Origin of the sequence: Escherichia sp. E2661, from assembly GCF_004745185.1 — a bacterium.
In the GTDB taxonomy this organism is placed as follows: Bacteria; Pseudomonadota; Gammaproteobacteria; order Enterobacterales; family Enterobacteriaceae; genus Escherichia.
The window spans coordinates 1-25,767 of the sequence record NZ_PDIG01000035.1 but is presented as its reverse complement, the minus strand read 5'-3'; the positions used below and the strand labels follow the sequence as shown (position 1 = coordinate 25,767).

25 protein-coding genes and 2 pseudogenes are annotated in these 25,767 nt (G+C 50.6%); 22 read left to right on the top strand and 5 right to left on the bottom strand.

The window, feature by feature from the left end; all coding sequences use genetic code 11:
- The first annotated feature begins 11 nt into the window (after nucleotides 1-11).
- The 3 genes and pseudogenes from gabT (at nucleotide 12) to csiR (ending at nucleotide 3,610) form a co-directional block, all read left to right on the top strand.
- A pseudogene (gene gabT / locus CRI63_RS17155) lies at nucleotides 12-1,294 on the top strand (4-aminobutyrate--2-oxoglutarate transaminase).
- 235 nt (nucleotides 1,295-1,529) lie between these two features.
- Nucleotides 1,530-2,930, top strand: coding sequence for a GABA permease (gene gabP, locus CRI63_RS17150; RefSeq protein WP_130217239.1), 1,401 nt, complete (start codon nucleotides 1,530-1,532; stop codon nucleotides 2,928-2,930).
- Between the two features lie 20 nt (nucleotides 2,931-2,950).
- On the top strand, nucleotides 2,951-3,610 hold the full coding sequence (gene csiR / locus CRI63_RS17145; RefSeq protein WP_130217237.1) for a DNA-binding transcriptional regulator CsiR: 660 nt from the start codon (nucleotides 2,951-2,953) through the stop codon (nucleotides 3,608-3,610).
- A gap of 6 nt (nucleotides 3,611-3,616) precedes the next feature.
- On the opposite strand, the gene kbp is transcribed toward csiR, so the two are convergent.
- Complete coding sequence (gene kbp, locus CRI63_RS17140; RefSeq protein ID WP_064529911.1) at nucleotides 3,617-4,063, bottom strand: potassium binding protein Kbp; 447 nt, start codon at nucleotides 4,061-4,063, stop codon at nucleotides 3,617-3,619.
- An 82-nt stretch (nucleotides 4,064-4,145) separates the two neighbouring features.
- Complete coding sequence (locus tag CRI63_RS17135; RefSeq protein WP_000508177.1) at nucleotides 4,146-4,304, bottom strand: YqaE/Pmp3 family membrane protein; 159 nt, start codon at nucleotides 4,302-4,304, stop codon at nucleotides 4,146-4,148.
- 182 nt (nucleotides 4,305-4,486) lie between these two features.
- Here CRI63_RS17135 and CRI63_RS17130 point away from each other — a divergent pair, with 182 nt between their 5' ends.
- Together CRI63_RS17130 and CRI63_RS17125 are read left to right on the top strand one after the other, a co-directional pair.
- Nucleotides 4,487-4,786 carry a metalloregulator ArsR/SmtB family transcription factor gene (locus CRI63_RS17130; RefSeq protein ID WP_130208087.1) on the top strand — a complete coding sequence of 100 codons (300 nt, stop codon included), beginning with the start codon at nucleotides 4,487-4,489 and terminating at the stop codon, nucleotides 4,784-4,786.
- A gap of 9 nt (nucleotides 4,787-4,795) precedes the next feature.
- On the top strand, nucleotides 4,796-5,320 hold the full coding sequence (locus CRI63_RS17125) for a rhodanese family protein (protein WP_135520200.1): 525 nt from the start codon (nucleotides 4,796-4,798) through the stop codon (nucleotides 5,318-5,320).
- 46 nt (nucleotides 5,321-5,366) lie between these two features.
- On the opposite strand, the gene stpA is transcribed toward CRI63_RS17125, so the two are convergent.
- Complete coding sequence (stpA, locus tag CRI63_RS17120) at nucleotides 5,367-5,768, bottom strand: DNA-binding protein StpA (RefSeq protein WP_064529914.1); 402 nt, start codon at nucleotides 5,766-5,768, stop codon at nucleotides 5,367-5,369.
- Nucleotides 5,769-6,431: 663 nt separating this feature from the next.
- On the opposite strand from stpA, the gene alaE reads away from it, so the two are divergent.
- The gene (gene alaE / locus CRI63_RS17115; RefSeq protein ID WP_130208083.1) at nucleotides 6,432-6,881 is read left to right on the top strand and encodes an L-alanine exporter AlaE; all 450 of its coding nucleotides are present in this window, start codon (nucleotides 6,432-6,434) and stop codon (nucleotides 6,879-6,881) included.
- A 37-nt stretch (nucleotides 6,882-6,918) separates the two neighbouring features.
- Here the strand turns inward: alaE and CRI63_RS17110 are convergent, their stop codons facing one another.
- The gene (locus CRI63_RS17110; RefSeq protein ID WP_130221564.1) at nucleotides 6,919-7,263 is read right to left on the bottom strand and encodes a DUF2002 family protein; all 345 of its coding nucleotides are present in this window, start codon (nucleotides 7,261-7,263) and stop codon (nucleotides 6,919-6,921) included.
- A 151-nt stretch (nucleotides 7,264-7,414) separates the two neighbouring features.
- Here CRI63_RS17110 and CRI63_RS17105 point away from each other — a divergent pair, with 151 nt between their 5' ends.
- The gene (locus tag CRI63_RS17105; protein ID WP_001295174.1) at nucleotides 7,415-7,744 is read left to right on the top strand and encodes a DUF883 domain-containing protein; all 330 of its coding nucleotides are present in this window, start codon (nucleotides 7,415-7,417) and stop codon (nucleotides 7,742-7,744) included.
- Nucleotides 7,745-7,799: 55 nt separating this feature from the next.
- Here the strand turns inward: CRI63_RS17105 and CRI63_RS17100 are convergent, their stop codons facing one another.
- A complete protein-coding gene (locus tag CRI63_RS17100; protein ID WP_135520198.1) occupies nucleotides 7,800-9,134 on the bottom strand; it encodes a PLP-dependent aminotransferase family protein in 1,335 nt (444 codons plus the stop codon).
- Nucleotides 9,135-9,221: 87 nt separating this feature from the next.
- Between CRI63_RS17100 and CRI63_RS17095 the strand changes: the two genes are divergently transcribed.
- The 15 genes and pseudogenes from CRI63_RS17095 (at nucleotide 9,222) to CRI63_RS17015 (ending at nucleotide 25,673) form a co-directional block, all read left to right on the top strand.
- Nucleotides 9,222-9,653 (top strand): carboxymuconolactone decarboxylase family protein, encoded by a 432-nt coding sequence (locus tag CRI63_RS17095; protein WP_135520197.1) that lies wholly within the window; start codon nucleotides 9,222-9,224, stop codon nucleotides 9,651-9,653.
- Between the two features lie 207 nt (nucleotides 9,654-9,860).
- Nucleotides 9,861-10,106, top strand: a complete 246-nt coding sequence (nrdH, locus tag CRI63_RS17090; RefSeq protein WP_001223227.1) for a glutaredoxin-like protein NrdH — start codon at nucleotides 9,861-9,863, stop codon at nucleotides 10,104-10,106.
- The gene (gene nrdI / locus CRI63_RS17085; RefSeq protein WP_135520195.1) at nucleotides 10,103-10,513 is read left to right on the top strand and encodes a class Ib ribonucleoside-diphosphate reductase assembly flavoprotein NrdI; all 411 of its coding nucleotides are present in this window, start codon (nucleotides 10,103-10,105) and stop codon (nucleotides 10,511-10,513) included. Before nrdH ends, nrdI begins: the two co-directional genes overlap by 4 nt.
- Nucleotides 10,486-12,630: a class 1b ribonucleoside-diphosphate reductase subunit alpha gene (nrdE, locus tag CRI63_RS17080; protein WP_135520193.1), complete on the top strand. Its 2,145-nt coding sequence runs from the start codon at nucleotides 10,486-10,488 to the stop codon at nucleotides 12,628-12,630. Before nrdI ends, nrdE begins: the two co-directional genes overlap by 28 nt.
- A 9-nt stretch (nucleotides 12,631-12,639) precedes the next feature.
- The gene (gene nrdF / locus CRI63_RS17075) at nucleotides 12,640-13,599 is read left to right on the top strand and encodes a class 1b ribonucleoside-diphosphate reductase subunit beta (protein ID WP_135520191.1); all 960 of its coding nucleotides are present in this window, start codon (nucleotides 12,640-12,642) and stop codon (nucleotides 13,597-13,599) included.
- A gap of 355 nt (nucleotides 13,600-13,954) precedes the next feature.
- Entirely contained in the window at nucleotides 13,955-15,157 is a 1,203-nt protein-coding gene (proV, locus tag CRI63_RS17065) for a glycine betaine/L-proline ABC transporter ATP-binding protein ProV (RefSeq protein ID WP_130260066.1), read from the top strand.
- Nucleotides 15,150-16,214, top strand: coding sequence for a glycine betaine/L-proline ABC transporter permease ProW (proW, locus tag CRI63_RS17060; RefSeq protein ID WP_130208067.1), 1,065 nt, complete (start codon nucleotides 15,150-15,152; stop codon nucleotides 16,212-16,214). Before proV ends, proW begins: the two co-directional genes overlap by 8 nt.
- 56 nt (nucleotides 16,215-16,270) lie before the next feature.
- On the top strand, nucleotides 16,271-17,263 hold the full coding sequence (gene proX, locus CRI63_RS17055) for a glycine betaine/L-proline ABC transporter substrate-binding protein ProX (protein WP_032226031.1): 993 nt from the start codon (nucleotides 16,271-16,273) through the stop codon (nucleotides 17,261-17,263).
- A gap of 292 nt (nucleotides 17,264-17,555) precedes the next feature.
- Complete coding sequence (locus CRI63_RS17045) at nucleotides 17,556-18,740, top strand: MFS transporter (RefSeq protein ID WP_135520187.1); 1,185 nt, start codon at nucleotides 17,556-17,558, stop codon at nucleotides 18,738-18,740.
- A gap of 123 nt (nucleotides 18,741-18,863) precedes the next feature.
- Complete coding sequence (ygaZ, locus tag CRI63_RS17040) at nucleotides 18,864-19,601, top strand: L-valine exporter subunit YgaZ (protein WP_130210896.1); 738 nt, start codon at nucleotides 18,864-18,866, stop codon at nucleotides 19,599-19,601.
- Nucleotides 19,591-19,926, top strand: a complete 336-nt coding sequence (gene ygaH, locus CRI63_RS17035) for an L-valine transporter subunit YgaH (protein ID WP_130210894.1) — start codon at nucleotides 19,591-19,593, stop codon at nucleotides 19,924-19,926. Before ygaZ ends, ygaH begins: the two co-directional genes overlap by 11 nt.
- 90 nt (nucleotides 19,927-20,016) lie before the next feature.
- A pseudogene (gene emrR, locus CRI63_RS17030) lies at nucleotides 20,017-20,548 on the top strand (multidrug efflux transporter EmrAB transcriptional repressor EmrR).
- A gap of 126 nt (nucleotides 20,549-20,674) precedes the next feature.
- Nucleotides 20,675-21,847 (top strand): multidrug efflux MFS transporter periplasmic adaptor subunit EmrA, encoded by a 1,173-nt coding sequence (gene emrA, locus CRI63_RS17025; RefSeq protein WP_001295175.1) that lies wholly within the window; start codon nucleotides 20,675-20,677, stop codon nucleotides 21,845-21,847.
- A gap of 16 nt (nucleotides 21,848-21,863) precedes the next feature.
- Complete coding sequence (gene emrB, locus CRI63_RS17020) at nucleotides 21,864-23,402, top strand: multidrug efflux MFS transporter permease subunit EmrB (RefSeq protein ID WP_135520185.1); 1,539 nt, start codon at nucleotides 21,864-21,866, stop codon at nucleotides 23,400-23,402.
- A gap of 621 nt (nucleotides 23,403-24,023) precedes the next feature.
- Nucleotides 24,024-25,673, top strand: a complete 1,650-nt coding sequence (locus tag CRI63_RS17015) for an autotransporter outer membrane beta-barrel domain-containing protein (RefSeq protein WP_240782759.1) — start codon at nucleotides 24,024-24,026, stop codon at nucleotides 25,671-25,673.
- Nucleotides 25,674-25,767 lie beyond the last annotated feature (94 nt).

The window sequence follows — 25,767 nt, the reverse complement described above, 5'->3', positions numbered from 1 at the left end:
GGAGAACGCGAATGAGCAGCAATAAAGAGTTAATGCAGCGCCGCAGTCAGGCAGTTCCTCGTGGCGTTGGGCAAATTCACCCGATTTTCGCTGACCGCGCGGAAAACTGCCGGGTGTGGGACGTTGAAGGCCGTGAGTATCTCGATTTCGCGGGCGGGATTGCGGTGCTCAATACCGGGCACCTGCATCCGAAAGTGGTTGCGGCAGTGGAAGCGCAGTTGAAAAAACTGTCGCATACCTGCTTCCAGGTGCTGGCCTACGAGCCGTATCTGGAGCTGTGCGAAATAATGAATCAGAAGGTGCCGGGCGATTTCGCCAAAAAAACGCTGCTGGTCACCACGGGTTCGGAAGCGGTGGAAAACGCGGTAAAAATCGCCCGCGCTGCCACCAAACGCAGCGGCACCATCGCCTTTAGCGGCGCTTATCACGGGCGCACGCACTACACGCTGGCGCTGACCGGCAAGGTGAATCCGTACTCTGCGGGTATGGGGCTGATGCCGGGCCATGTTTATCGCGCGCTTTATCCTTGCCCGCTGCACGACATCAGTGAAGACGACGCTATCGCCAGTATCCACCGAATCTTCAAAAATGACGCGGCGCCGGAAGATATCGCCGCCATCGTGATTGAGCCGGTTCAGGGCGAAGGCGGTTTCTACGCCGCGACGCCAGCCTTTATGCAACGTTTACGCGCGCTGTGTGACGAGCACGGGATCATGCTGATTGCCGATGAAGTGCAGAGTGGCGGCGGGGCGTACCGGCACGCTGTTTGCGATGGAGCAGATGGGCGTTGCACCGGATCTCACCACCTTTGCGAAATCCATCGCGGGCGGCTTCCCGCTGGCGGGCGTCACCGGGCGCGCCGAAGTGATGGACGCTGTCGCACCGGGCGGCCTGGGCGGCACCTATGCGGGTAACCCGATTGCCTGCGTGGCCGCGCTGGAAGTGTTGAAGGTGTTCGAGCAGGAAAATCTGCTGCAAAAAGCCAACGACCTGGGGCAGAAGCTGAAAGACGGATTGCTGGCGATCGCCGAAAAACACACTGAGATCGGCGACGTACGCGGGCTGGGGGCGGATGATCGCCATCGAGCTGTTTGAAGATGGCGATCACAGTAAACCGAACGCCAAACTCACCGCCGACATCGTGGCGCGCGCCCGCGATAAGGGCCTGATTCTTCTCTCCTGTGGCCCGTATTACAACGTGCTGCGCATCCTGGTACCGCTCACCATTGAAGACGCACAGATCCGTCAGGGTCTGGAGATCATCGGCCAGTGTTTTGATGAGGCGAAACAATAGCCCCGCACCATGCCGGAGGCGATGCTTTGCGTCTTGTCCGGCCCACGGAAATGTAGGTCGGATAAGGCGTTTACGCCGTATCCGATAATCTGTATGTGAACAGGAATAAATCTATGTCGGCCGGATAAGGCGGAGCCGCTCTCCGGCAAAAGAATCAATAACAATTAAACGCGTGACCCGACGCGGGAAATGTCGGGGCGCTCTCCCAAGTGACACACTTTCGAGAGGATTCAGGATGGGGCAATCATCGCAACCACATGAGTTAGGCGGCGGGCTGAAATCACGCCACGTCACCATGTTGTCTATTGCCGGTGTTATCGGTGCAAGTCTGTTTGTCGGTTCAAGCGTCGCCATCGCCGAAGCGGGCCCGGCGGTATTACTGGCCTATCTGTTCGCCGGATTACTGGTGGTTATGATCATGCGGATGCTGGCGGAAATGGCGGTTGCTACGCCCGATACCGGCTCCTTTTCCACCTATGCCGACAAGGCAATTGGCCGCTGGGCAGGTTATACCATCGGCTGGCTGTACTGGTGGTTTTGGGTACTGGTTATCCCACTGGAGGCTAACATCGCCGCTATGATCCTGCATTCATGGGTTCCCGGCATTCCCATCTGGTTGTTTTCCCTGGTCATTACCCTCGCCTTAACCGGCAGTAATTTATTAAGCGTTAAAAACTACGGTGAATTTGAGTTCTGGTTGGCGATATGCAAAGTGATTGCCATCCTGGCATTTATTTTCCTCGGCGCAGTGGCGATTAGCGGTTTTTACCCATATGCAGAAGTGAGCGGTATTTCAAGATTATGGGATAGCGGCGGCTTTATGCCTAACGGCTTCGGGGCGGTATTAAGCGCGATGCTGATCACCATGTTCTCGTTTATGGGCGCGGAAATTGTCACCATCGCCGCCGCAGAATCCGACACGCCGGATAAACATATTGTTCGCGCCACCAACTCGGTTATCTGGCGTATCTCTATTTTCTATTTGTGTTCTATTTTTGTCGTCGTGGCTCTCATTCCGTGGAATATGCCAGGACTGAAAACCGTGGGTTCCTACCGTTCCGTGCTGGAGCTGCTGAATATTCCGCATGCAAAATTCATTATGGATTGCGTTATTTTGCTGTCAGTAACCAGTTGCCTGAACTCGGCGCTGTATACCGCGTCAAGGATGCTCTACTCCTTAAGCCGTCGCGGTGATGCGCCCGCGGTAATGGGTAAAATCAACCGCAGTAAAACCCCGTACGTGGCAGTATTACTCTCCACCGGTGCGGCATTTTTAACGGTGGTAGTGAACTATTACGCGCCTGCGAAAGTGTTTAAATTCCTGATCGACAGCTCCGGCGCTATCGCCTTGCTGGTTTATTTAGTCATTGCCGTTTCGCAATTACGGATGCGTAAAATCCTACTGGCGGAAGGCGGCGATATTCGCCTGCGCATGTGGCTTTATCCGTGGCTCACCTGGCTGGTGATTGGCTTTATTACTTTTGTGTTGGTGGTGATGCTATTCCGTCCGGCTCAACAGTTAGAAGTGATCTCCACCGGCTTATTAGCGATAGGGATTATCTGTACCGTGCCAATTATGGCTCGCTGGAAAAAGCTGATAATGTGGCAAAAAACACCCATTCATAATACGCGCTGATAATGATCAGGAGTCACACCATGACCATTACCTCTCTGGATGGCTATCGCTGGTTGAAGAACGATATTATTCGCGGCAATTTTCAGCCGGATGAAAAATTACGGATGAGTTTGCTGACATCGCGTTATGCACTTGGCGTCGGGCCGTTGCGGGAAGCGCTTTCGCAACTGGTGGCAGAACGACTGGTCACGGTGGTGAATCAAAAAGGGTATCGGGTGGCGTCTATGTCAGAGCAGGAGTTGCTCGATATTTTCGATGCCCGTGCCAATATGGAAGCGATGCTGGTAAGCCTGGCGATTGCCCGCGGTGGCGATGAGTGGGAGGCAGACGTTCTTGCGAAGGCGCATCTGCTCAGTAAGCTTGAGGCCTGTGACGCCAGTGAGAAAATGCTTGATGAGTGGGACCTGCGTCATCAGGCGTTTCATACTGCAATTGTGACAGGCTGTGGTTCTCACTATTTGCTGCAAATGCGTGAACGGTTGTTTGATCTGGCGGCGCGCTATCGCTTCATCTGGCTGCGGCGAACAGTGCTTTCGGTGGAAATGCTGGAGGATAAACACAACCAACATCAAATTTTAACCGAAGCTGTGCTGGCGCGGGATGCCGCGCGCGCCAGTGAGTTAATGCGCCAGCATTTGCTGACGCCGATTCCCATTATCCAGCAGGCGATGGCGGACTAACCGCCATTACTCTGGAATACGCAACACTTGTCCCGGATAAATTTTATCCGGGCTTTTCAGCATCGGTTTATTCGCTTCGAAGATTTTATTGTACAGATTGGCGTTGCCGTAGACCTGTTTGGAAATGGCGCTAAGCGTGTCGCCAGACTTAACGGTATAAAACTGGCTGGCAGTGGCTGGTGTCGCAGTTTTTACCTGATCGTCTACGCTGGCGATACCAGAAATATTCCCCACCGCAACAAGGATTTTTTCCTTCGCTTCCTGGCTCAAACCATCACCAGTCACCGTCGCTTTGCCATCGGTAATTTGGATATTTACTTTATCGGCATCTGGAATGCCGGTTTTGTTCAGATGCTCCTGCACCTTCTTCGCCTGATCGTCTTTATCATGCTGACCAGTAACTGTATCCCAGAGTTTTTCTCCGGCATCTTTCACAAAATTGAACAGACCCATAGTTACCTCGTTCGTTAACGGAAACACTCAGAAAGTGTAGCAGAGGAACGCGGCGCACTAACGCCGCGGAGTAAGCACAGAGTTAATCGCGGGTTTGCACCCAGAAAGCGTGAATTAAACCAGGGATATACCCAAGCAGCGTCAACAAGATATTAATGATGAACGCCCAACCAAATCCTTTGCCCAGCAGCACGCCGAGCGGCGGCAAAATGATGGTGATGACGATTCTCCAGAAACCCATATGTACTCCCTATAAGAAAATTAACCATTGTTTAAAAAGAGATTTTATCTCCTAAGCGAAATAATTTTAGCGGAACCTGCCAGTTTCAGCCTACGCGTTTACCCTCATTTACGCTGCTGACGCTGGTATACGCTGAACTTTTAGTTTAGAATTTACTTAATTTAGAAAACACTTAAATAACTATGACTGAACTCGCCCAACTACAGGCCAGCGCCGAACAGGCTGCGGCCTTACTGAAAGCAATGAGTCACCCCAAACGGTTGTTGATTCTGTGCATGCTTTGCGGGTCACCTGGGACCAGCGCCGGAGAACTGGCTCGCATTACCGGACTTAGCGCCTCCGCCACGTCACAGCATCTGGCTCGCATGCGTGACGAGGGACTTATTGACAGCCAGCGGGACGCCCAACGCATCCTTTATTCCATTAAAAATGAGGCGGTAAATGCCATTATCGCCACCCTGAAAAATATCTATTGTCCGTAAGGAGTGACGATGGCTTTGATAACAATTTCACCGCATGACGCGCAAGAATTAATCGCGCGTGGTGCAAAGTTAATCGATATTCGTGATGCCGACGAATATCTTCGTGAACATATTCCAGCAGCTTCTCTGGCACCATTATCCGTGATAGAACAGTCCGGTCTTCCAGATAAATTACGTAGCGAACAAATTATATTCCACTGTCAGGCGGGTAAACGCACCCGTAATAACGCTGATAAATTAGCAGCGATTGCCGCCCCCGCAGAGGTCTTTTTACTGGAAGATGGGATCGATGGCTGGAAAAAAGCGGGATTGCCGATAGCAGAAAATAAATCTCAACCGTTGCCATTAATGCGTCAGGTACAGATCGCCGCTGGCGGCTTAATATTAATCGGCGTCGTACTGGGTTATGCCATTAATAGCAGCTTCTTCTTATTAAGTGGATTTGTCGGCGCAGGATTAATGTTTGCAGGAATCAGCGGTTTTTGCGGGATGGCAAGGCTATTAGACAAGATGCCGTGGAATCAGCGAACTTGAGAAGCAACGCCGGATGCGCCATAGAGGCGGCATCCGGCGCCAGGGATTAGATCAGGAAATCGTCGAGAGATTTACCTTCTGCCAGCGCCTGAGCAATTGGCTTCGGCGTACGGCCCTGACCGGTCCAGGTTTTGGTTTCACCATTGAAGTCGGTGAATTTATATTTTGCTGGACGCGGTTCACGCTTTTTACCTGCACGCGGTGCAGCTGTGCCGTTAGCCAATAACTCTTCCGGGTTAATACCGTCAGCTTTCATCAGCTCCAGCCAGGTGCTAATTTTTTCCTGGCGTTCTGCCAGTTCACGCTGCTGCTGTTCTTCTTCTTCACGTCTTTCTTTAGTGACAACCCTGAATTTTTCGAGCATTTCTTCAAGAACGTCAATGGAGAATTCGCGAGCCATTGCACGAAGGGTGCGGATATTATTTAAGCTTTGTAACATTACGGACATAATAAAGAAAACCTTTTAACGCCAAAACAAAAAGTATTTCGCCGCGTAGTGTAAGCGATCACTTATTATATTTCCACAAAATTTAATATATTTACAATCGCGAAGGGATATTATTTCGTGCGTTATTTGCTGACACATTAATGCTTATATGCAAATTATATAGCAGCCATTTAACTTACTTATTACAGCTACTGGTGAGTGTTCCGGCGTACGATACAACCTCCCGGCCGATAACGGAACACACAATCAGCATAAATATGCATATAAAAAGAATACATATTATCCATGTCAACTTGAAACTTTGTGCTGCCATTACAGGCTTTACAACATAAAAGATGCGGAATGAGGCCAGGCGCGCCCCTAAGCCGAATTCTCTACGCTTTGCTGCGTAAACACACCTTGTACACTTTGCTAAAAAATATCAGAACTACGTCATAACATAATGATTTAAAATAATATTATCTTTTAAGACATAAAAAAATCCAGAATGTACAAAAAATGCGCCACTACGGAATATTTTATCTACAAAAACCAAGGAAATAAAAATTTTTTCACTAATTGATAAGTCATAGCCAGCGATATACGCTATGCGAAAGTGCAAACGGTAATTTAAACCACTGCATTCACATTCATCCGATTTCGCGTTTATTAAGGAGCATGGGCATGTTCTCACCGCAGTCACGCTTGCGTCATGCAGTAGCAGATACGTTCGCGATGGTTGTTTACTGTTCTGTCGTGAACATGTTTATCGAAGTATTTCTCTCCGGAATGAGCTTCGAACAGTCCCTTTATTCCAGACTGGTAGCGATTCCGGTGAACATCTTAATTGCATGGCCATACGGTATGTACCGCGATCTATTTATGCGAATGGCACGCAAAGTTGGCTCGTCGGGCTGGGTAAAAAATCTTGCGGATATTCTGGCTTATGTGACGTTCCAGTCACCGGTATATATGGCAATCTTACTCGTCGTGGGCGCGGGTTGGCACCAGATTATGGCAGCGGTCAGTTCAAACATCGTCGTTTCGATGTTGATGGGTGCGGTCTATGGCTACTTCCTTGATTACTGCCGCCGCCTGTTCAAAGTCAGCAATTACCAGCAGGTAAAAGCCTGATCCTTCTTTGTCGCGACTGGCAATGCCAGTCGCGTCTTTAATTGGCTTCGCCAAACAATCCATGTAAATAACGTTCAAGCGCAACACGCGAGCTGAAACCGTGTGGAATGCCGTAATGCTCGTGACGCTCACCCGCTAAATAGAGCGGGAACTGCTGGTAATGATCGCAAGTTTTAATATCGGAAGCCGGTTCTGCCAGTGTCGAACTACGTTCTTTTAACGTGGGATGAATTACCAGTGCGGTACGTCCCATTCGCGCTTCGCGATTAACATAGACATAATTTTCCCCACGGCGATAACCATAAGTTTTCTGGGTTACCACATCGACGGTAAAACCGACTTTCTCAAGTACGCGCGCCACCTCGTCTGGTCGTAAATACATATTTTATCCTCGTTATTATCTACCGCGGCCCTACCTTACCTGATTGAGCATTCACAACGCTTTCAGAAAAGTCCATAAAGCCACGATGAATCTCTGTTAAGAAAATTATGGTCTACACTGAAAATTACATTGAATCCTGATGGGAGATCATATGTTTAACAGACCGAACCGCAACGACGTCGATGATGGCGTGCAGGATATTCAGAATGATGTCAATCAATTAGCTGACAGCCTGGAATCTGTATTGAAGTCCTGGGGCAGCGACGCTAAAGGGGAAGCCGAAGCCGCACGCAGTAAAGCTCAGGCTTTACTGAAAGAAACCAGGGCGCGGATGCATGGTCGAACTCGCGTCCAGCAAGCCGCGCGCGATGCTGTTGGCTGCGCAGACTCTTTTGTTCGTGAAAGACCCTGGTGTAGTGTGGGAACAGCTGCTGCGGTAGGTATTTTTATCGGCGCGTTGTTAAGCATGCGTAAATCGTAGTGAAACAATGATAATATATACACGTCCCTGGCCCCGAAGCCTGACTTCGGGGTTTTTAACTTAAGGCACTGCGTAATTGTTGTGCCACCTGCTGCGCCATACTTTCGCTAACGATATTGGTAAACGAGAGCAGCAATCCTCCTTCCCCATTTGAGCGGATACGCCAGTCGCTAAGTGCCTGCACCGCAAGGCCAGCAGCATTGGCTTTACGCGCGTGGGCAATATCGTCGCCCACCATGCTGATAACCATCTGGATACCGCCTTTTTGCGGCACAACCTGAAATCCCTGCTGCGTCAACGCCTGCTCAATCCACTGCCGACGTTGAGCATAGTGCTGACGCATTTTCTTCAGATGCCGCCAGAAATGCCCCTCACGAATGAAATCTGCCAGTGTGTTCTGCCACAGTACGGGTACCGCACATGGCTCCAGTGACGCCTGTTGGCGGAATTGCGTAATCTGCTCCACCGGCACCACCAGCCACGCACAGCGCAGTGCAGGAAATAGCGATTTGCTGAATGTTCCGGCATAAATTACCCGCTGCGGTGCGTCGAGACTTTTCAGCGCCGGTAACGGCTTACCGTGATAGCGAAACTCACTGTCGTAATCATCTTCAATAATCCATGCCTGACTACGCTCTGCCCATTCCAGTATCTGGTGCCTGCGCGCTAAAGAGAGCGCCACACCCAGCGGGCTCTGGTGTGCCGGCGTAATCAGAGCAAAACGCGCATCAGGATAATTTTGTATTCCGCTTGTGACATCCAGTCCGTTGTCATCAACCGGCACCGGTAAAATTTCCACACCGTGGCGAGTGACAATCGGGCGAATCAGTGGAAAGCCGGGATCTTCCATCCACATCCCGTTTCCCGGTTTCGCCAGCGCGTGCAGAATTAAAGCCATTGAGGCCGCATAACCGTGAGTGATAAAGACCTGCTCTGGCTGGCATTCAATCCCGCGTGAAACGCGTAAGTAATCAACTATTGCCTCACGCAAGGCTGCCTCGCCGCAGACATCACCTAATGCCAAATCAAAGCGCGTCTGGGTACGCAGACGGCGGCCCATCACCCGCGCCCACTGCTCTCGCGGAAAGAGATCGAGTGCGGGTAACCCCATCTGAAAAGGCAGTGGCTGCTGACTTTCACCAGCAAAAGCCACGACATCCACAGCAGATTGTTGCGGATGTAACTGCTCACTGACAAATGTGCCAGCCTGTCCCCGCCTGACCAGCCATCCTTGCGCCACCAGCTCAGCATACGCATTTTCGACAGTGGATCGAGACACACCCAGTTCCTGCGACCAGGTACGACTCGAAGGTAGCCTTGCGCCAGGTTTCAGTTCCCCTTGCTCAATAGCCGTTTTTAACTGACGGGCGATATCCTGATAACGTGGCATATGGTCTGCTTTTTTACGTAATTTATGGCTCTCTTTAGCAGTCCATTATAGTGCTACATTGCGGGCGTTAATAAGAGGAGAAACAGTATGACTACATTACGTCAGCCTTACTACGAACTTAGCCCGGCAGTGTATAACGCACTGGTGCAGGCCAAAACAGCACTGGAAAATAGCGCGCTGGATACCACGCTGATGGAGTTAATTTATTTGCGCGTCTCGCAAATCAACGGCTGCGCATTTTGTCTGGAGATGCACAGCAAAGCATTACGCAAATCCGGCGTGCCGCAGCACAAACTGGACGCCCTGGCAGGCTGGCGCGTAAGCCATCATTTTGACGATCGCGAGCGGGCGGCGCTGGCATGGGCGGAATCGGTAACCGATATTGCCCGAACCCATGCGGAAGACGAGGTTTATCAGCCTTTGCTTGAATATTTCAGTGCAGCAGAGATCAGCGACTTAACCTTTGCCATCGGGCTGATGAATTGTTTTAACCGTCTGGCCGTTTCCATGCGCGTGTAACTTCTTGATGCCGGGTAATCACCCGGCTATAGAACAACAATCCCCCTACCCCGTCACGCTCATATCCAGGGTAATTCTGACCACTATTTGCTATATATTGTGTGGTTGAATCTTTTTTCAACTACATCTAGTATCCCTGTATCAACAGAGAGACAACCCGACGCGTATCATCGCGCCGTATCTTCATTTTAAACGGAAATACGAATCATGCGCATTACTATTTACACTCGTAACGATTGCGTTCAGTGCCACGCCACCAAACGGGCGATGGAAAACCGGGGCTTTGATTTTGAAATGATTAATGTCGATCGCGTTCCTGAAGCGGCAGAAGCGTTGCGTGCTCAGGGCTTTCGTCAGTTGCCGGTTGTGATTGCAGGCGATCTTAGCTGGTCTGGTTTCCGCCCGGACATGATCAATCGTCTGCATCCAGCGCCACACGCGGCCAGTGCATGAGCCAGCTCGTCTACTTTTCCAGCAGCTCCGAAAATACGCAGCGTTTTATCGAACGTTTAGGGCTGCCCGCGGTGCGCATCCCGCTCAATGAGCGGGAGCAGATTCAGGTAGACGAGCCTTACATCCTGATCGTGCCCTCTTACGGCGGCGGCGGTACGGCTGGCGCGGTGCCACGACAGGTAATTCGCTTTTTAAACGACGAGCACAACCGGGCGTTGCTTCGCGGCGTGATTGCTTCGGGTAATCGCAACTTTGGTGAGGCGTATGGCCGCGCCGGAGATGTGATAGCCCGGAAATGCAGCGTGCCGTGGCTGTACCGCTTTGAGCTCATGGGTACGCAAAGCGATATCGAAAACGTTCGTAAAGGAGTAACCGAATTTTGGCAACGACAACCGCAGAACGCCTGACGCAGAACACGATGGATTACCACGCGCTGAATGCGATGCTTAACCTTTACGATAGCGCAGGTCGCATTCAGTTCGATAAAGACCACCAGGCTGTTGACGCCTTTATGGCGACGCATGTGCGTCCGAACAGTGTGACCTTCAGTAGCCAGCAGCAGCGCCTGAACTGGCTGGTCAACGAAGGTTACTATGATGAAAGCGTTCTTAATCGCTACTCTCGCGATTTTGTCATTACGCTGTTTGCCCACGCGCACGCCAGCGGTTTTCGTTTCCAGACATTCCTCGGGGCATGGAAGTTTTACACCAGCTATACGTTAAAGACATTCGACGGTAAGCGTTATCTGGAAGATTTTGCCGATCGAGTCACGATGGTGGCGCTGACGCTGGCACAAGGCGATGAGACGCTGGCGTTACAACTGACTGATGAGATGCTGTCAGGACGCTTTCAGCCAGCCACGCCGACATTCCTCAACTGCGGTAAACAGCAGCGCGGCGAACTGGTTTCCTGTTTTTTACTGCGTATTGAAGACAATATGGAGTCGATTGGTCGGGCGGTAAATTCCGCACTGCAACTGTCGAAACGCGGCGGCGGCGTGGCATTTTTGCTGTCGAATCTGCGGGAAGCAGGCGCGCCAATTAAACGTATTGAAAATCAATCTGCTGGCGTAATTCCGGTGATGAAAATGCTGGAAGACGCATTTTCCTATGCCAACCAACTCGGCGCTCGTCAGGGGGCAGGTGCAGTCTATTTACATGCCCATCATCCCGATATTCTGCGTTTTCTCGATACAAAGCGGGAAAATGCCGACGAAAAAATCCGCATTAAAACACTGTCGCTGGGCGTGGTGATCCCGGATATCACTTTCCATCTGGCAAAAGAGAATGCGCAGATGGCGCTGTTTTCGCCTTATGACGTTGAGCGAGTTTATGGCAAGCCGTTTGCCGATATCGCCATCAGTGAACACTATGACGAACTGGTTGCCGATGAACGCATCCGCAAAAAATACCTCAACGCCCGTGATTTCTTCCAGCGACTGGCAGAAATCCAGTTTGAGTCCGGCTATCCCTACATCATGTATGAAGACACGGTTAACCGTGCTAACCCTATCGCCGGGCGCATAAATATGAGCAATCTCTGCTCAGAAATTTTGCAGGTTAACAGCGCATCAGAGTATGACGAGAATCTCGACTATGCCCGCACAGGCCATGATATTTCCTGCAATTTAGGTTCGTTGAATATTGCCCACACCATGGATTCCCCCGACTTTGCCCGCACGGTAGAGACCGCGGTACGCGGTTTAACAGCGGTGTCAGATATGAGTCATATCCGCAGCGTGCCGTCCATCGAAGCCGGAAATGCCGCCTCACACGCCATCGGTCTGGGGCAGATGAATTTACACGGTTATCTGGCGCGAGAAGGCATCGCTTATGGTTCGCCGGAAGCACTGGATTTCACCAATCTCTATTTCTATACCATCACCTGGCACGCACTGCGTACCTCGATGTTGCTGGCGCGCGAACGCGGTGAAACCTTCGCCGGGTTCAAACAGTCACGCTATGCCAACGGTGAATATTTTAGCCAATATCTGCAAGGTAACTGGCAGCCGAAAACGGCGAAAGTTGGCGAACTGTTTGCCCGCAGCGGAATTACGTTACCTACCCGTGAGATGTGGGTGCAACTGCGCGACGACGTGATGCGCTACGGCATTTACAACCAGAATCTTCAGGCGGTGCCGCCAACCGGTTCTATCTCTTACATCAACCATGCTACGTCGAGTATTCATCCGATTGTGGCGAAAGTAGAGATACGCAAAGAGGGCAAAACAGGACGCGTTTACTACCCTGCCCCGTTTATGACTAACGAGAATCTGGCGCTGTATCAGGATGCTTACGAAATCGGCGCAGAAAAGATCATCGACACCTACGCGGAAGCGACTCGCCATGTCGATCAGGGGCTGTCGCTGACGCTGTTTTTCCCCGATACCGCCACCACTCGCGATATCAACAAAGCGCAGATTTACGCCTGGCGCAAAGGCATCAAAACGCTCTACTACATCCGCCTGCGTCAGATGGCGCTGGAAGGCACTGAAATTGAAGGCTGCGTCTCCTGTGCACTTTAAGGAATATCTATGAAACTCTCACGTATCAGCGCCATCAACTGGAACAAGATATCTGACGATAAAGATCTGGAGGTGTGGAATCGCCTGACCAGCAATTTCTGGCTACCAGAAAAGGTGCCGCTGTCGAACGATGTTCCTGCGTGGCAAACGTTAAGTGCCGTAGAACAACAACTGACGATGCGCGTTTTTACTGGCCTGACGCTGCTCGACACGCTGCAAAATGTTATCGGCGCGCCTTCGCTGATGCCCGATGCGCTCACGCCTCATGAAGAGGCGGTATTATCGAATATCAGCTTTATGGAAGCGGTTCATGCCCGCTCTTACAGTTCGATTTTCTCGACGTTGTGCCAGACCAAAGATGTCGATGCCGCCTACGCCTGGAGTGAAGAAAACGCACCGTTGCAGCGAAAAGCTCAGATTATTCAGCAACATTATCGCGGCGATAATCCGCTGAAAAAGAAAATCGCCAGTGTCTTTCTTGAATCATTTTTGTTCTATTCTGGCTTCTGGCTGCCGATGTATTTTTCCAGCCGCGGAAAGCTGACCAATACCGCAGACCTGATCCGACTGATTATCCGCGATGAAGCAGTCCACGGTTACTACATCGGCTATAAATATCAGAAAAACCTGGAAAAGATCTCCCAGGCACAACGTGAAGAATTGAAGAGTTTCGCCTTCGATTTGTTGCTGGAACTTTATGACAACGAGTTGCAATACACCGATGAGCTGTACGCCGAAACCCCGTGGGCTGACGATGTAAAAGCGTTTCTCTGCTACAACGCCAATAAGGCGTTGATGAATCTGGGCTACGAACCGTTATTTCCCGCAGAAATGGCGGAAGTGAATCCGGCAATCCTCGCCGCGCTTTCGCCGAATGCCGATGAAAATCACGACTTCTTTTCCGGCTCTGGCTCCTCTTATGTGATGGGGAAAGCGGTCGAAACAGAAGATGAAGACTGGAATTTCTGACGGGGCTATTTTTAAAAATATCACTACCCGCAGCAGGGAATTAATTCCTGCCAGATAGCTTTTTATCACGCAAATATTTTGTGGTGATCTACACTGATACTCTGTTGCATTATTCGCCTGAAACTACAATATTCAGGCGTTTTTTTCGCTATCTATGACAAAAAATATCAACTTTCTCGATTTGCTCTCAGCCCTTATATCATGGGAAATTCCGGCAATTTGCTCGCATCAATATTCATGCCACATTTGCCATCAGGGGTTGCCTCAGATTCTCAGTATGTTAGGGTAGAAAAAAGTGACTATTTCCATTGGGTAATATATCGACATAAACAAATAACAGGAATCTTTCTATTGCATGGCAATTAAATTAGAAATTAAAAATCTTTATAAAATATTTGGCGAGCATCCACAGCGAGCTTTCAAATATATCGAACAAGGACTTTCAAAAGAACAAATTCTGGAAAAAACTGGGCTATCGCTTGGCGTAAAAGACGCCAGTCTGGCCATTGAAGAAGGCGAGATATTTGTCATCATGGGATTATCCGGCTCGGGTAAATCCACAATGGTACGCCTTCTCAATCGCCTGATTGAACCCACCCGCGGGCAAGTGCTGATTGATGGTGTGGATATTGCCAAAATATCCGACACCGAACTCCGTGAGGTGCGCAGAAAAAAGATTGCGATGGTCTTCCAGTCCTTTGCCTTAATGCCGCATATGACCGTGCTGGACAATACTGCGTTCGGTATGGAATTGGCCGGAATTAATGCCGAAGAACGCCGGGAAAAAGCCATTGATGCACTGCGTCAGGTCGGGCTGGAAAATTATGCCCACAGCTACCCGGATGAACTCTCTGGCGGGATGCGTCAACGTGTGGGATTAGCCCGTGCATTAGCGATTAATCCGGATATATTATTAATGGACGAAGCCTTCTCGGCGCTCGATCCATTAATTCGCACCGAGATGCAGGATGAGCTGGTAAAATTACAGGCGAAACATCAGCGCACCATTGTCTTTATTTCCCACGATCTCGATGAAGCCATGCGTATTGGCGACCGAATTGCCATTATGCAAAATGGTGAAGTGGTACAGGTCGGCACACCGGATGAAATTCTCAATAATCCGGCGAATGATTATGTCCGTACCTTCTTCCGTGGCGTCGATATTAGTCAGGTATTCAGTGCGAAAGATATTGCCCGCCGCAGCCCTAATGGCTTAATTCGTAAAACCCCTGGCTTCGGCCCACGTTCGGCACTGAAATTATTGCAGGATGAAGATCGCGAATATGGCTACGTTATCGAACGCGGTAATAAGTTTGTCGGCGCAGTCTCTATCGATTCGCTTAAGGCCGCATTAACGCAGCAGCAAGGTCTTGATGCGGCGCTGATTGATGCGCCGTTAGCGGTCGATGCGCAAACGCCTCTTAGCGAGTTGCTCTCTCATGTCGGACAGGCACCCTGTGCGGTGCCCGTGGTCGACGAGGACCAACAGTATGTCGGCATCATTTCGAAAGGAATGCTGCTGCGCGCTTTAGATCGTGAGGGGGTAAATAATGGCTGATCAAAATAATCCGTGGGATACCACACCAGCGGCGGACAGTGCCGCACAATCCGCAGATGCCTGGGGTACACCGGCTGCTACACCGACTGACGGTGGCGGCGCCGACTGGCTGACCAGCACGCCTGCGCCAAACGCCGAGCATTTTAACATTCTCGATCCGTTCCATAAGACACTGATCCCACTCGACAGTTGGGTCACTGAAGGGATCGACTGGGTCGTTACCCATTTCCGTCCCGTCTTCCAGGGCGTGCGCGTTCCGGTCGATTACATCCTCAACGGTTTCCAGCAATTGCTGCTGGGTATGCCCGCGCCGGTGGCGATTATCGTATTCGCTCTCATCGCCTGGCAAATTTCCGGTGTCGGAATGGGCGTCGCGACGCTGGTTTCGCTGATTGCCATCGGCGCAATCGGTGCCTGGTCGCAGGCCATGGTTACCCTGGCGCTGGTGTTAACCGCCCTGCTGTTCTGTATCGTCATCGGTTTGCCGTTGGGGATCTGGCTGGCGAGAAGTCCGCGAGCGGCGAAAATTATTCGTCCACTGCTTGATGCCATGCAGACCACGCCGGCGTTTGTTTATCTGGTGCCAATCGTCATGCTGTTTGGTATCGGTAACGTGCCGGGCGTGGTGGTGACGATCATCTTTGCGCTGCCGCCGATTATCCGCCTGACTATTCTGGGGATTAACCAGGTTCCGGCGGATCTGATTGAAGCCTCGCGCTCATTCGGTGCCAGCCCGCGCCAGATGCTGTTCAAAGTTCAGTTACCGCTGGCGATGCCGACCATTATGGCGGGCGTTAACCAGACGCTGATGCTGGCCCTTTCTATGGTGGTCATCGCCTCGATGATTGCCGTCGGCGGGCTGGGTCAGATGGTACTTCGCGGTATCGGTCGTCTGGATATGGGGCTTGCCACCGTTGGCGGCGTCGGGATTGTGATCCTCGCCATTATCCTCGACCGCCTGACGCAGGCCGTTGGGCGTGACTCACGCAGTCGCGGCAACCGCCGCTGGTACACCACTGGCCCTGTTGGTCTGCTGACCCGCCCATTCATTAAGTAACTCTGCACTTGCCCGGTGACGCCGGGCATATCACCCTGCCAAAAAAAGGAATAACAATGCGACATAGCGTACTTTTTGCGACAGCGTTTGCCACGCTTATCTCTACACAAACTTTTGCTGCCGATCTGCCGGGCAAAGGCATTACCGTAAACCCGATTCAGAGCACCATCACTGAAGAAACCTTCCAGACGCTGCTGGTTAGTCGTGCGCTGGAGAAATTAGGTTATACCGTCAATAAACCCAGCGAAGTGGATTACAACGTTGGCTATACCTCGCTTGCTTCCGGCGATGCAACCTTTACCGCCGTGAACTGGACGCCGCTGCATGACAACATGTACGAAGCTGCCGGTGGCGATAAGAAATTTTATCGTGAAGGGGTATTTGTTAACGGCGCGGCACAAGGTTACCTGATCGATAAGAAAACTGCCGACCAGTACAAAATCACCAACATCGCGCAACTGAAAGATCCGAAGATCGCCAAACTGTTCGATACCAACGGCGACGGTAAAGCGGATTTAACCGGCTGTAATCCTGGCTGGGGCTGCGAAGGTGCCATCAACCACCAGCTTGCCGCGTATGAACTGACCAATACCGTGACGCATAATCAGGGGAACTATGCGGCGATGATGGCCGACACCATCAGTCGCTACAAAGAGGGCAAACCAGTGTTTTACTACACCTGGACGCCGTACTGGGTGAGTAATGAGCTGAAGCCAGGGAAAGATGTGGTCTGGTTGCAGGTGCCGTTCTCTGCACTGCCGGGCGATAAAAATGCCGATACCAAACTGCCGAATGGCGCGAATTACGGCTTCCCGGTCAGCACCATGCATATCGTTGCCAACAAAGCCTGGGCCGAGAAAAATCCGGCGGCAGCGAAACTGTTTGCCATTATGCAGTTGCCAGTGGCAGATATTAACGCCCAGAACGCCATTATGCATGACGGCAAAGCCTCAGAAGGCGATATTCAGGGCCACGTTGATGGCTGGATCAAAGCCCACCAGCAGCAGTTCGATGGCTGGGTGAATGAGGCGCTGGCAGCGCAGAAGTAATTTTTATTCGGGCGGATAAGGCGTTTTTTGCCTCATCCGCCGCTCTGTACACAATGCCTGATGCGACGCGCCGCGTCTTATCAGGCCTACAAACCACACTCATTCCGTAGAGCGGATAACGCGTTTTCGCCGCATCCGCCGTTCTGTGCTCAATGCCTGATGCGACGCGGCCGCGTCTTATCATGCCTACAAAACCACACCGCACATTTCAACAATCTATCTTTCATCCCATATTCATCAACATCCGCTATTATTGATTTCCAGCTTAATCATCACCTGATGAACAAAAATAATGACTAAACCCAATCATGAGCTTAGCCCGGCGCTGATCGTGCTAATGTCGATCGCCACCGGTCTGGCGGTCGCCAGCAACTATTACGCACAGCCATTGCTCGACACCATCGCGCGTAACTTTTCCCTTTCCGCCAGTTCGGCGGGCTTTATTGTTACCGCCGCGCAGTTGGGCTATGCCGCAGGTCTGCTGTTTCTTGTTCCCCTCGGTGATATGTTTGAACGCCGCCGCCTGATTGTCACCATGACCTTACTGGCAGCAGGCGGTATGTTGATTACCGCCAGCAGTCAGTCGCTGGCGATGATGATCCTCGGTACGGCATTAACCGGTTTATTCTCTGTCGTGGCACAAATTCTGGTTCCGCTGGCGGCGACGCTGGCTTCACCGGACAAACGCGGCAAGGTGGTTGGCACCATTATGAGTGGCCTGCTGCTGGGGATTTTGCTGGCGCGTACCGTTGCCGGGTTGCTGGCGAATCTCGGCGGCTGGCGCACCGTCTTTTGGGTCGCATCGGTGTTAATGGCACTGATGGCACTGGCGTTATGGCGCGGCCTGCCACAAATGAAATCTGAAACCCACCTCAACTACCCACAGTTGCTTGGTTCCGTTTTCAGCATGTTTATCAGCGATAAGATCCTGCGTACCCGCGCGATACTGGGCTGCCTGACTTTTGCCAACTTCAGCATTCTCTGGACATCAATGGCTTTTTTGCTCGCCGCGCCGCCTTTTAATTACAGCGATGGCGTAATTGGTCTGTTTGGACTTGCGGGAGCTGCCGGGGCGTTGGGCGCTCGCCCGGCGGGCGGTTTTGCCGATAAGGGCAAATCGCATCTCACAACAACGTTTGGTCTGCTGCTGTTGTTACTTTCATGGTTGGCGATCTGGTTTGGCCACGCTTCCGTACTGGCGCTAATTATCGGCATTCTGATACTGGATCTCACCGTGCAGGGCGTGCATATCACCAATCAAACCGTGATTTATCGTATTCATCCTGATGCGCGTAATCGCCTGACCGCAGGTTACATGACCAGCTACTTTATTGGCGGTGCTGCTGGTTCGCTGATCTCGGCATCCGCCTGGCAACATGCCGGTTGGGCTGGCGTTTGTCTGGCTGGCGCGACGATTGCCCTAGTTAACTTACTGGTCTGGTGGCGAGGTTTTCATCGTCAGGAAGTCGCAAATTAAGCAATCAGCAACCGTTTTCGTGGCTTTACACTTATAAGGGTGTTAAGAATCCCATCAGTCTGATAAGGTTAGGATATTCATCCAGACTATTAATAATATTAACAATCGTTAAGCGTACACTCTATGGTAAGCCCTACTCCACTGCCTGCTTCTGGTTCGGCGACCTTCATGGAAGGCTGCAAAGATAGTTTACCGATTGTTATTAGTTATATTCCGGTGGCCTTTGCATTTGGTCTGAATGCGACCCGTCTGGGATTCTCTCCCCTGGAAAGCGTTTTTTTCTCCTGCATTATTTATGCAGGAGCGAGCCAGTTTGTCATCACCGCAATGCTGGCAGCTGGTAGTAGCTTGTGGGTAGCCGCATTGACCGTTATGGCAATGGATGTTCGCCATGTACTGTATGGTCCATCGTTGCGTAGCCGCATTGTTCAACGCCTGCAAAAATCGAAAACCGCACTGTGGGCGTTTGGCCTGACGGACGAAGTTTTTGCCGCAGCAACGGCAAAACTGGTACGTAATAATCGCCGCTGGAGCGAAAACTGGATGATCGGCATTGCCTTCAGTTCATGGTCATCGTGGGTATTTGGTACGGTAATAGGGGCATTTTCGGGCAGCGGTTTGCTGCAAGGTTATCCAGCCGTCGAAGCAGCATTAGGCTTTATGCTGCCGGCACTCTTTATGAGTTTTCTGCTCGCCTCTTTCCAGCGCAAACAATCTCTTTGCGTTACCGCAGCGTTAGTTGGTGCCCTTGCTGGCGTAACGCTATTTTCTATTCCCGTCGCCATTCTGGCCGGCATTGTCTTTGGCTGCCTCACTGCGTTAATCCAGTCATTCTGGCAAGGAGCACCTGATGAGCTATGAGGTTCTGCTGCTTGGATTACTGGTTGGCGCGGCGAATTACTGCTTCCGCTATTTACCCCTACGCCTGCGAGTGGGCAATGCCCGCCCAACCAAGCGTGGCGCAGTGGGTATTTTGCTCGACACCATTGGCATCGCCTCGATTTGCGCTCTGCTGGTTGTCTCTACCGCACCAGAAGTGATACACGATTCACGCCGTTTCGTACCCACGCTGGTCGGTTTTGCGGTACTGGGAGCCAGTTTCTATAAAACACGCAGCATCATTATTCCCACTTTATTGAGTGCGCTGGCCTACGGGCTGACGTGGAAAGTGATGACGTTTCTATAGACCACAAGAATCATTTTTCTAAAACAATACATTTACTTTATTTGTCACTGTCGTTACTATATCGGCTGAAATTAATGAGGTCATACCCAAATGGATAGTTCGTTTACGCCCATTGAACAAATGCTAAAATTTCGCGCCAGCCGCCACGAAGATTTTCCTTATCAGGAGATCCTTCTGACCCGTCTTTGTATGCATATGCAAAGCAAGCTGCTGGAGAACCGCAATAAAATGCTGAAGGCTCAGGGGATTAACGAGACGTTGTTTATGGCGTTGATTACGCTGGAGTCTCAGGAAAACCACAGTATTCAGCCTTCTGAATTGAGCTGTGCTCTTGGATCATCCCGTACCAATGCGACGCGTATTGCCGATGAGCTGGAAAAAACGTGGCTGGATCGAACGTCGTGAAAGCGATAACGATCGCCGCTGCCTGCATCTGCAATTAACGGAAAAAGGTCACGAGTTTTTGCGCGAGGTTTTACCGCCGCAGCATAACTGCCTGCATCAACTCTGGTCCGCGCTCAGCACAACAGAAAAAGATCAGCTCGAGCAAATCACCCGCAAATTGCTCTCCCGTCTCGATCAGATGGAACAAGACGGTGCTGTTCTCGAAGCGATGAGCTAACGCGTCATCTCGCTCAAAAATCCAGACTTATAAAAGAAAAACTGACCGGCCAGCATCGCAACGTGCTGGCCTTTTTGGCAAGCAGGTCGGCTCAGCCGATGAGTTAAGAAGATCGTGGAGAATACTATGAGCGCAAATGCGGAGACACAAACCCCGCAGCAACCGGTAAAGAAGAGCGGCAAACGTAAGCGTCTGCTCCTCCTTCTCACCTTGCTCTTTATTATTATTGCCGTAGCGATAGGGATTTATTGGTTTTTGGTACTGCGTCATTTCGAAGAAACGGATGACGCATACGTGGCAGGAAATCAGATTCAAATTATGTCTCAGGTGTCAGGCAGTGTGACGAAAGTCTGGGCCGATAACACCGATTTTGTAAAAGAAGGCGATGTGCTGGTCACTCTCGACCCGACGGATGCTCGCCAGGCGTTTGAAAAAGCCAAAACTGCGCTGGCTTCCAGCGTACGTCAAACCCACCAACTGATGATTAACAGCAAACAGTTGCAGGCAAATATTGAGGTGCAGAAAATCGCCCTCGCCAAAGCTCAGAGTGACTACAACCGCCGCGTGCCGCTGGGCAATGCCAACCTGATTGGCCGCGAAGAGCTGCAACACGCCCGCGACGCCGTCACCAGCGCCCAGGCGCAGCTGGATGTCGCCATTCAACAATACAATGCCAATCAGGCGATGATTCTGGGGACTAAACTGGAAGATCAGCCTGCCGTGCAACAGGCTGCCACTGAAGTGCGTAATGCCTGGCTGGCGCTGGAGCGTACCCGTATTGTCAGCCCGATGACTGGTTATGTCTCCCGTCGCGCAGTACAGCCTGGTGCACAAATTAGCCCAACCACGCCGCTGATGGCGGTCGTTCCAGCCACGAATATGTGGGTGGATGCTAACTTTAAAGAGACGCAGATTGCCAATATGCGCATCGGTCAGCCGGTTACCATCACCACCGATATTTACGGCGATGATGTGAAATACACCGGTAAAGTGGTTGGTCTGGATATGGGTACGGGTAGCGCGTTCTCGCTGCTTCCGGCGCAAAACGCCACCGGTAACTGGATCAAAGTCGTTCAGCGTCTGCCTGTTCGTATCGAACTGGACCAGAAACAGTTGGAACAATACCCGCTGCGTATCGGTTTATCCACGCTGGTGAGCGTCAATACCACTAACCGTGACGGCCAGGTACTGGCAAACAAAGTACGCTCCACACCGGTCGCGGTAAGCACCGCGCGTGAAATCAGCCTGGCACCTGTCAATAAACTGATCGACGACATCGTAAAAGCTAACGCTGGCTAATCCAGAGGTGCGTGTGATGCAACAGCAAAAACCGCTGGAAGGCGCGCAACTGGTCATTATGACGATTGCGCTGTCGCTGGCGACATTCATGCAGGTGCTGGACTCCACCATTGCTAACGTGGCGATCCCCACTATCGCCGGGAACCTGGGTTCATCACTCAGTCAGGGAACGTGGGTAATCACCTCCTTCGGGGTGGCGAATGCCATCTCGATCCCTCTTACCGGCTGGCTGGCAAAGCGCTTCGGGGAAGTGAAACTGTTCCTCTGGTCGACCATCGCCTTCGCCATTGCTTCGTGGGCATGTGGTGTCTCCAGCAGTCTGAATATGCTGATCTTCTTCCGCGTGATTCAGGGGATTGTCGCCGGGCCATTGATCCCGCTTTCGCAAAGTCTGTTACTGAATAACTACCCACCTGCCAAACGTTCTATCGCGCTGGCGTTGTGGTCGATGACGGTGATTGTCGCGCCTATCTGCGGGCCAATCCTCGGCGGTTATATCAGCGATAATTACCACTGGGGCTGGATATTCTTCATCAACGTACCGATTGGCGTAGCCGTTGTGTTGATGACACTGCAAACCCTGCGCGGACGTGAAACCCGTACCGAGCGGCGGCGGATTGATGCCGTGGGGCTGGCGCTGCTGGTGATTAGTATCGGCAGCCTACAGATTATGCTCGACCGGGGTAAAGAGCTGGACTGGTTCTCATCACAGGAAATTATTATCCTTACCGTGGTGGCGGTGGTGGCTATCTGCTTCCTGATTGTCTGGGAGCTAACGGATGATAACCCGATAGTCGATCTGTCGTTGTTTAAGTCGCGCAACTTCACCATCGGCTGCTTGTGTATCAGCCTCGCGTATATGCTCTACTTCGGCGCTATTGTTCTGCTGCCGCAGCTGTTGCAGGAAGTCTACGGCTACACGGCAACATGGGCAGGGCTGGCCTCTGCGCCGGTAGGGATTATTCCGGTGATCCTGTCGCCGATTATCGGTCGATTTGCGCATAAACTGGATATGCGGCGGCTGGTGACGTTCAGCTTTATTATGTATGCCGTCTGCTTCTACTGGCGTGCCTATACCTTTGAACCGGGTATGGATTTTGGCGCGTCGGCCTGGCCGCAGTTTATCCAGGGCTTCGCAGTGGCCTGCTTCTTTATGCCGCTGACCACCATTACGCTGTCTGGTCTGCCACCGGAACGACTGGCGGCGGCGTCGAGCCTCTCCAACTTTACGCGAACGCTGGCGGGGTCTATCGGTACGTCCATAACGACGACGATGTGGACTAACCGCGAGTCGATGCACCATGCTCAGTTGACCGAATCGGTGAACCCGTATAACCCGAACGCCCAGGCGATGTACAGTCAACTGGAAGGTCTGGGGATGACGCAACAGCAGGCATCGGGCTGGATTGCTCAGCAGATCACCAATCAGGGGCTGATTATTTCCGCCAATGAGATCTTCTGGATGTCAGCCGGGATATTCCTCATCCTGCTGGGGCTGGTGTGGTTTGCTAAACCGCCATTTGGCGCAGGTGGCGGCGGAGGCGGTGCGCACTAAGGTTGTCAAAGGGAGCTGCAGCTCCCTTTTTTATATGCTCATTCTGTAAACGGTTGTTTAATCAACGCCAAATGATGCCATTATTGAGAGTTGCTTAATAAACAGTTCTGCAATCAAAAAAATAGACAATGTATTTATATTCTTCTTAAGAATCGTGTGTTTTATCTCATATTTTTATGCGTTTTATCGATACACAGAAATCACATTTATATTATTTTTTTGATAAAAATCCTGGTGTTTACCCCTTCTAAGAAAATGTACAAACAATAAACATGCAATTAATTCGTCACTTTTATTAAATTCAAAAAATATCGGCATCATATATCTTAATGATTTTCCTCATTTTTCTTTTTATCATTTTTTACCACTTAAGATATTTAAAGATTTTTGCTACAGAAAACTATGCAACTTATTTTTTAGCACAACACCTAAACCATCAAAATAAATTAATATTAAATTAACCATAAATTAAACTGATTTATAAACATTGGTTTCACGCACTACTCTTCATTTGAAGAAACAGTAACCTGTTCCAAAGACGTTAAAATCTAATTTTCTTACGTAGTTACTGTGAGTTCATTATTTATCTAAAAATAAATCATAAGGATGAGAAGGAACTTTATGAACATCAAAAAGCATCCCTTGTCAACGCTGGCAATAGCTATTTCGACCGTGTTATCAATACCCGTTGCACTGGCATGGGCACCACCAACAAGTATCAACAGTGATGTTACTATCAACAATAATGATGTTGTAACGCTATCCTCATCCGAAAATAATTCATCAACCTGGGATCAATTTCGTTATCTTAATGTTGGAGCAACAAGTGAAGGAACGTTAAATATAGATGGGCGTGATCTGACCACCTCCAAAATCACAATCGGTAATGCAACTTCAGGGATAATGAAATTAGAAAACAATGCTCATCTGACGATTAATAAGGCATCGCCTTATGAACGCAATATTTATTTAGGTATCAATGGTGGTTCAGGAACCTTAATGGTGCTTAGCGGCAGTACTATCACCGATTTAAATGAATTTAGAATCGGTGAATATGATTACCAGGCACAAGGGCAAGTCATAATTGACGGTGCGGGTTCTTCCGTTTCTGCAACGTATGTGATGGTCGGCGATCAGGGAACAGGTAAACTCGAAATCACGCATGGCGGTCGTCTTACAGCATCAAAGGATGTGCTCATTGGTTTTACTGGAAGTTCAGCTGATTTTCACGGGACTGGATACGGTGAAACGCTGGTTGATGGCGATAATTCTTCATTAACAGTGAATGAATATATCAACCTCGGGGGATTGAGTTCATTGCAGAACGAGGCCAAGGGGATACTTACCGTTAGTAATAATGCTACGGTCAGTGCTAATCAATTTATCTGGCTTGGGATAGCAGAAACCAGCACCGGTATTCTAAACATTGGTGGAGCGCAGGGAGAAGCAGAACAGAAAGCGGGGATCATCAAGACGCCGATTATCCATATGGGAAGCAATGTCGGGAATAGTACTGCCCAAATTAATTTTAACCACTCCAGCGAAGATTTTATCCTGGCTGCAGATATAGTTGGCAAAGGCGAAGTTAACCAGGAAGGTTCCGGAGTCACGACGTTGACTGGCGCAAATACCTACTCTGGCCAAACAAATATTAATAAAGGCACCTTGCGCGCCGGTATCAACGATACCTTCAGCCCAAACTCCGATTATGTTGTCGACAGTGAAGGGAATATCGATTTAGACGGTTTTTCACAAACCTTAAATACACTGGATTTGGCGGGTACAGCAACACTGTCTTCCTCAAAAAATGGCGACAAATTCACGCCTGCCACACTCACCATTAATGGTAATTACACTGCTAATAATGGTTTGTTAGTTATGCGTACCGAGCTCGGCGATGATAATTCCGCGACTGATAAGCTCATCGTAAAAGGGGATACTTCCGGTAGTACCCGCGTTATGGTCAACAATGCGGGCGGTCTGGGCGCGGATACTCTGGAAGGGATAAAAATTGTCGAGGTTGGCGGCCTGTCAGAGGGCGTTTTCAGTAAAGAAGGTCGTATTGTTGCCGGTCCCTATGACTACAACGTGGTAAAAAGCGACAACCAGAACTGGTTTTTAACCAGTGAAATTCCCGCTGGACCGTATACCCCGGTACTCCCCGTCATCCCGGAACCCGATCCTGAGCCACCTGTAACACCTGAGCCCCCTGTAACACCAGAACCGCCTGTGACACCTGAGCCACCTGTAACCACCAGAACCGCCTGTTAGAAAACATCTGTATCGCCCGGAAATTGGTAGCTATCTGGCCAATATTCAGGCGGCAAATACGCTGTTTAATACCCGGCTGCATGACCGTCTGGGG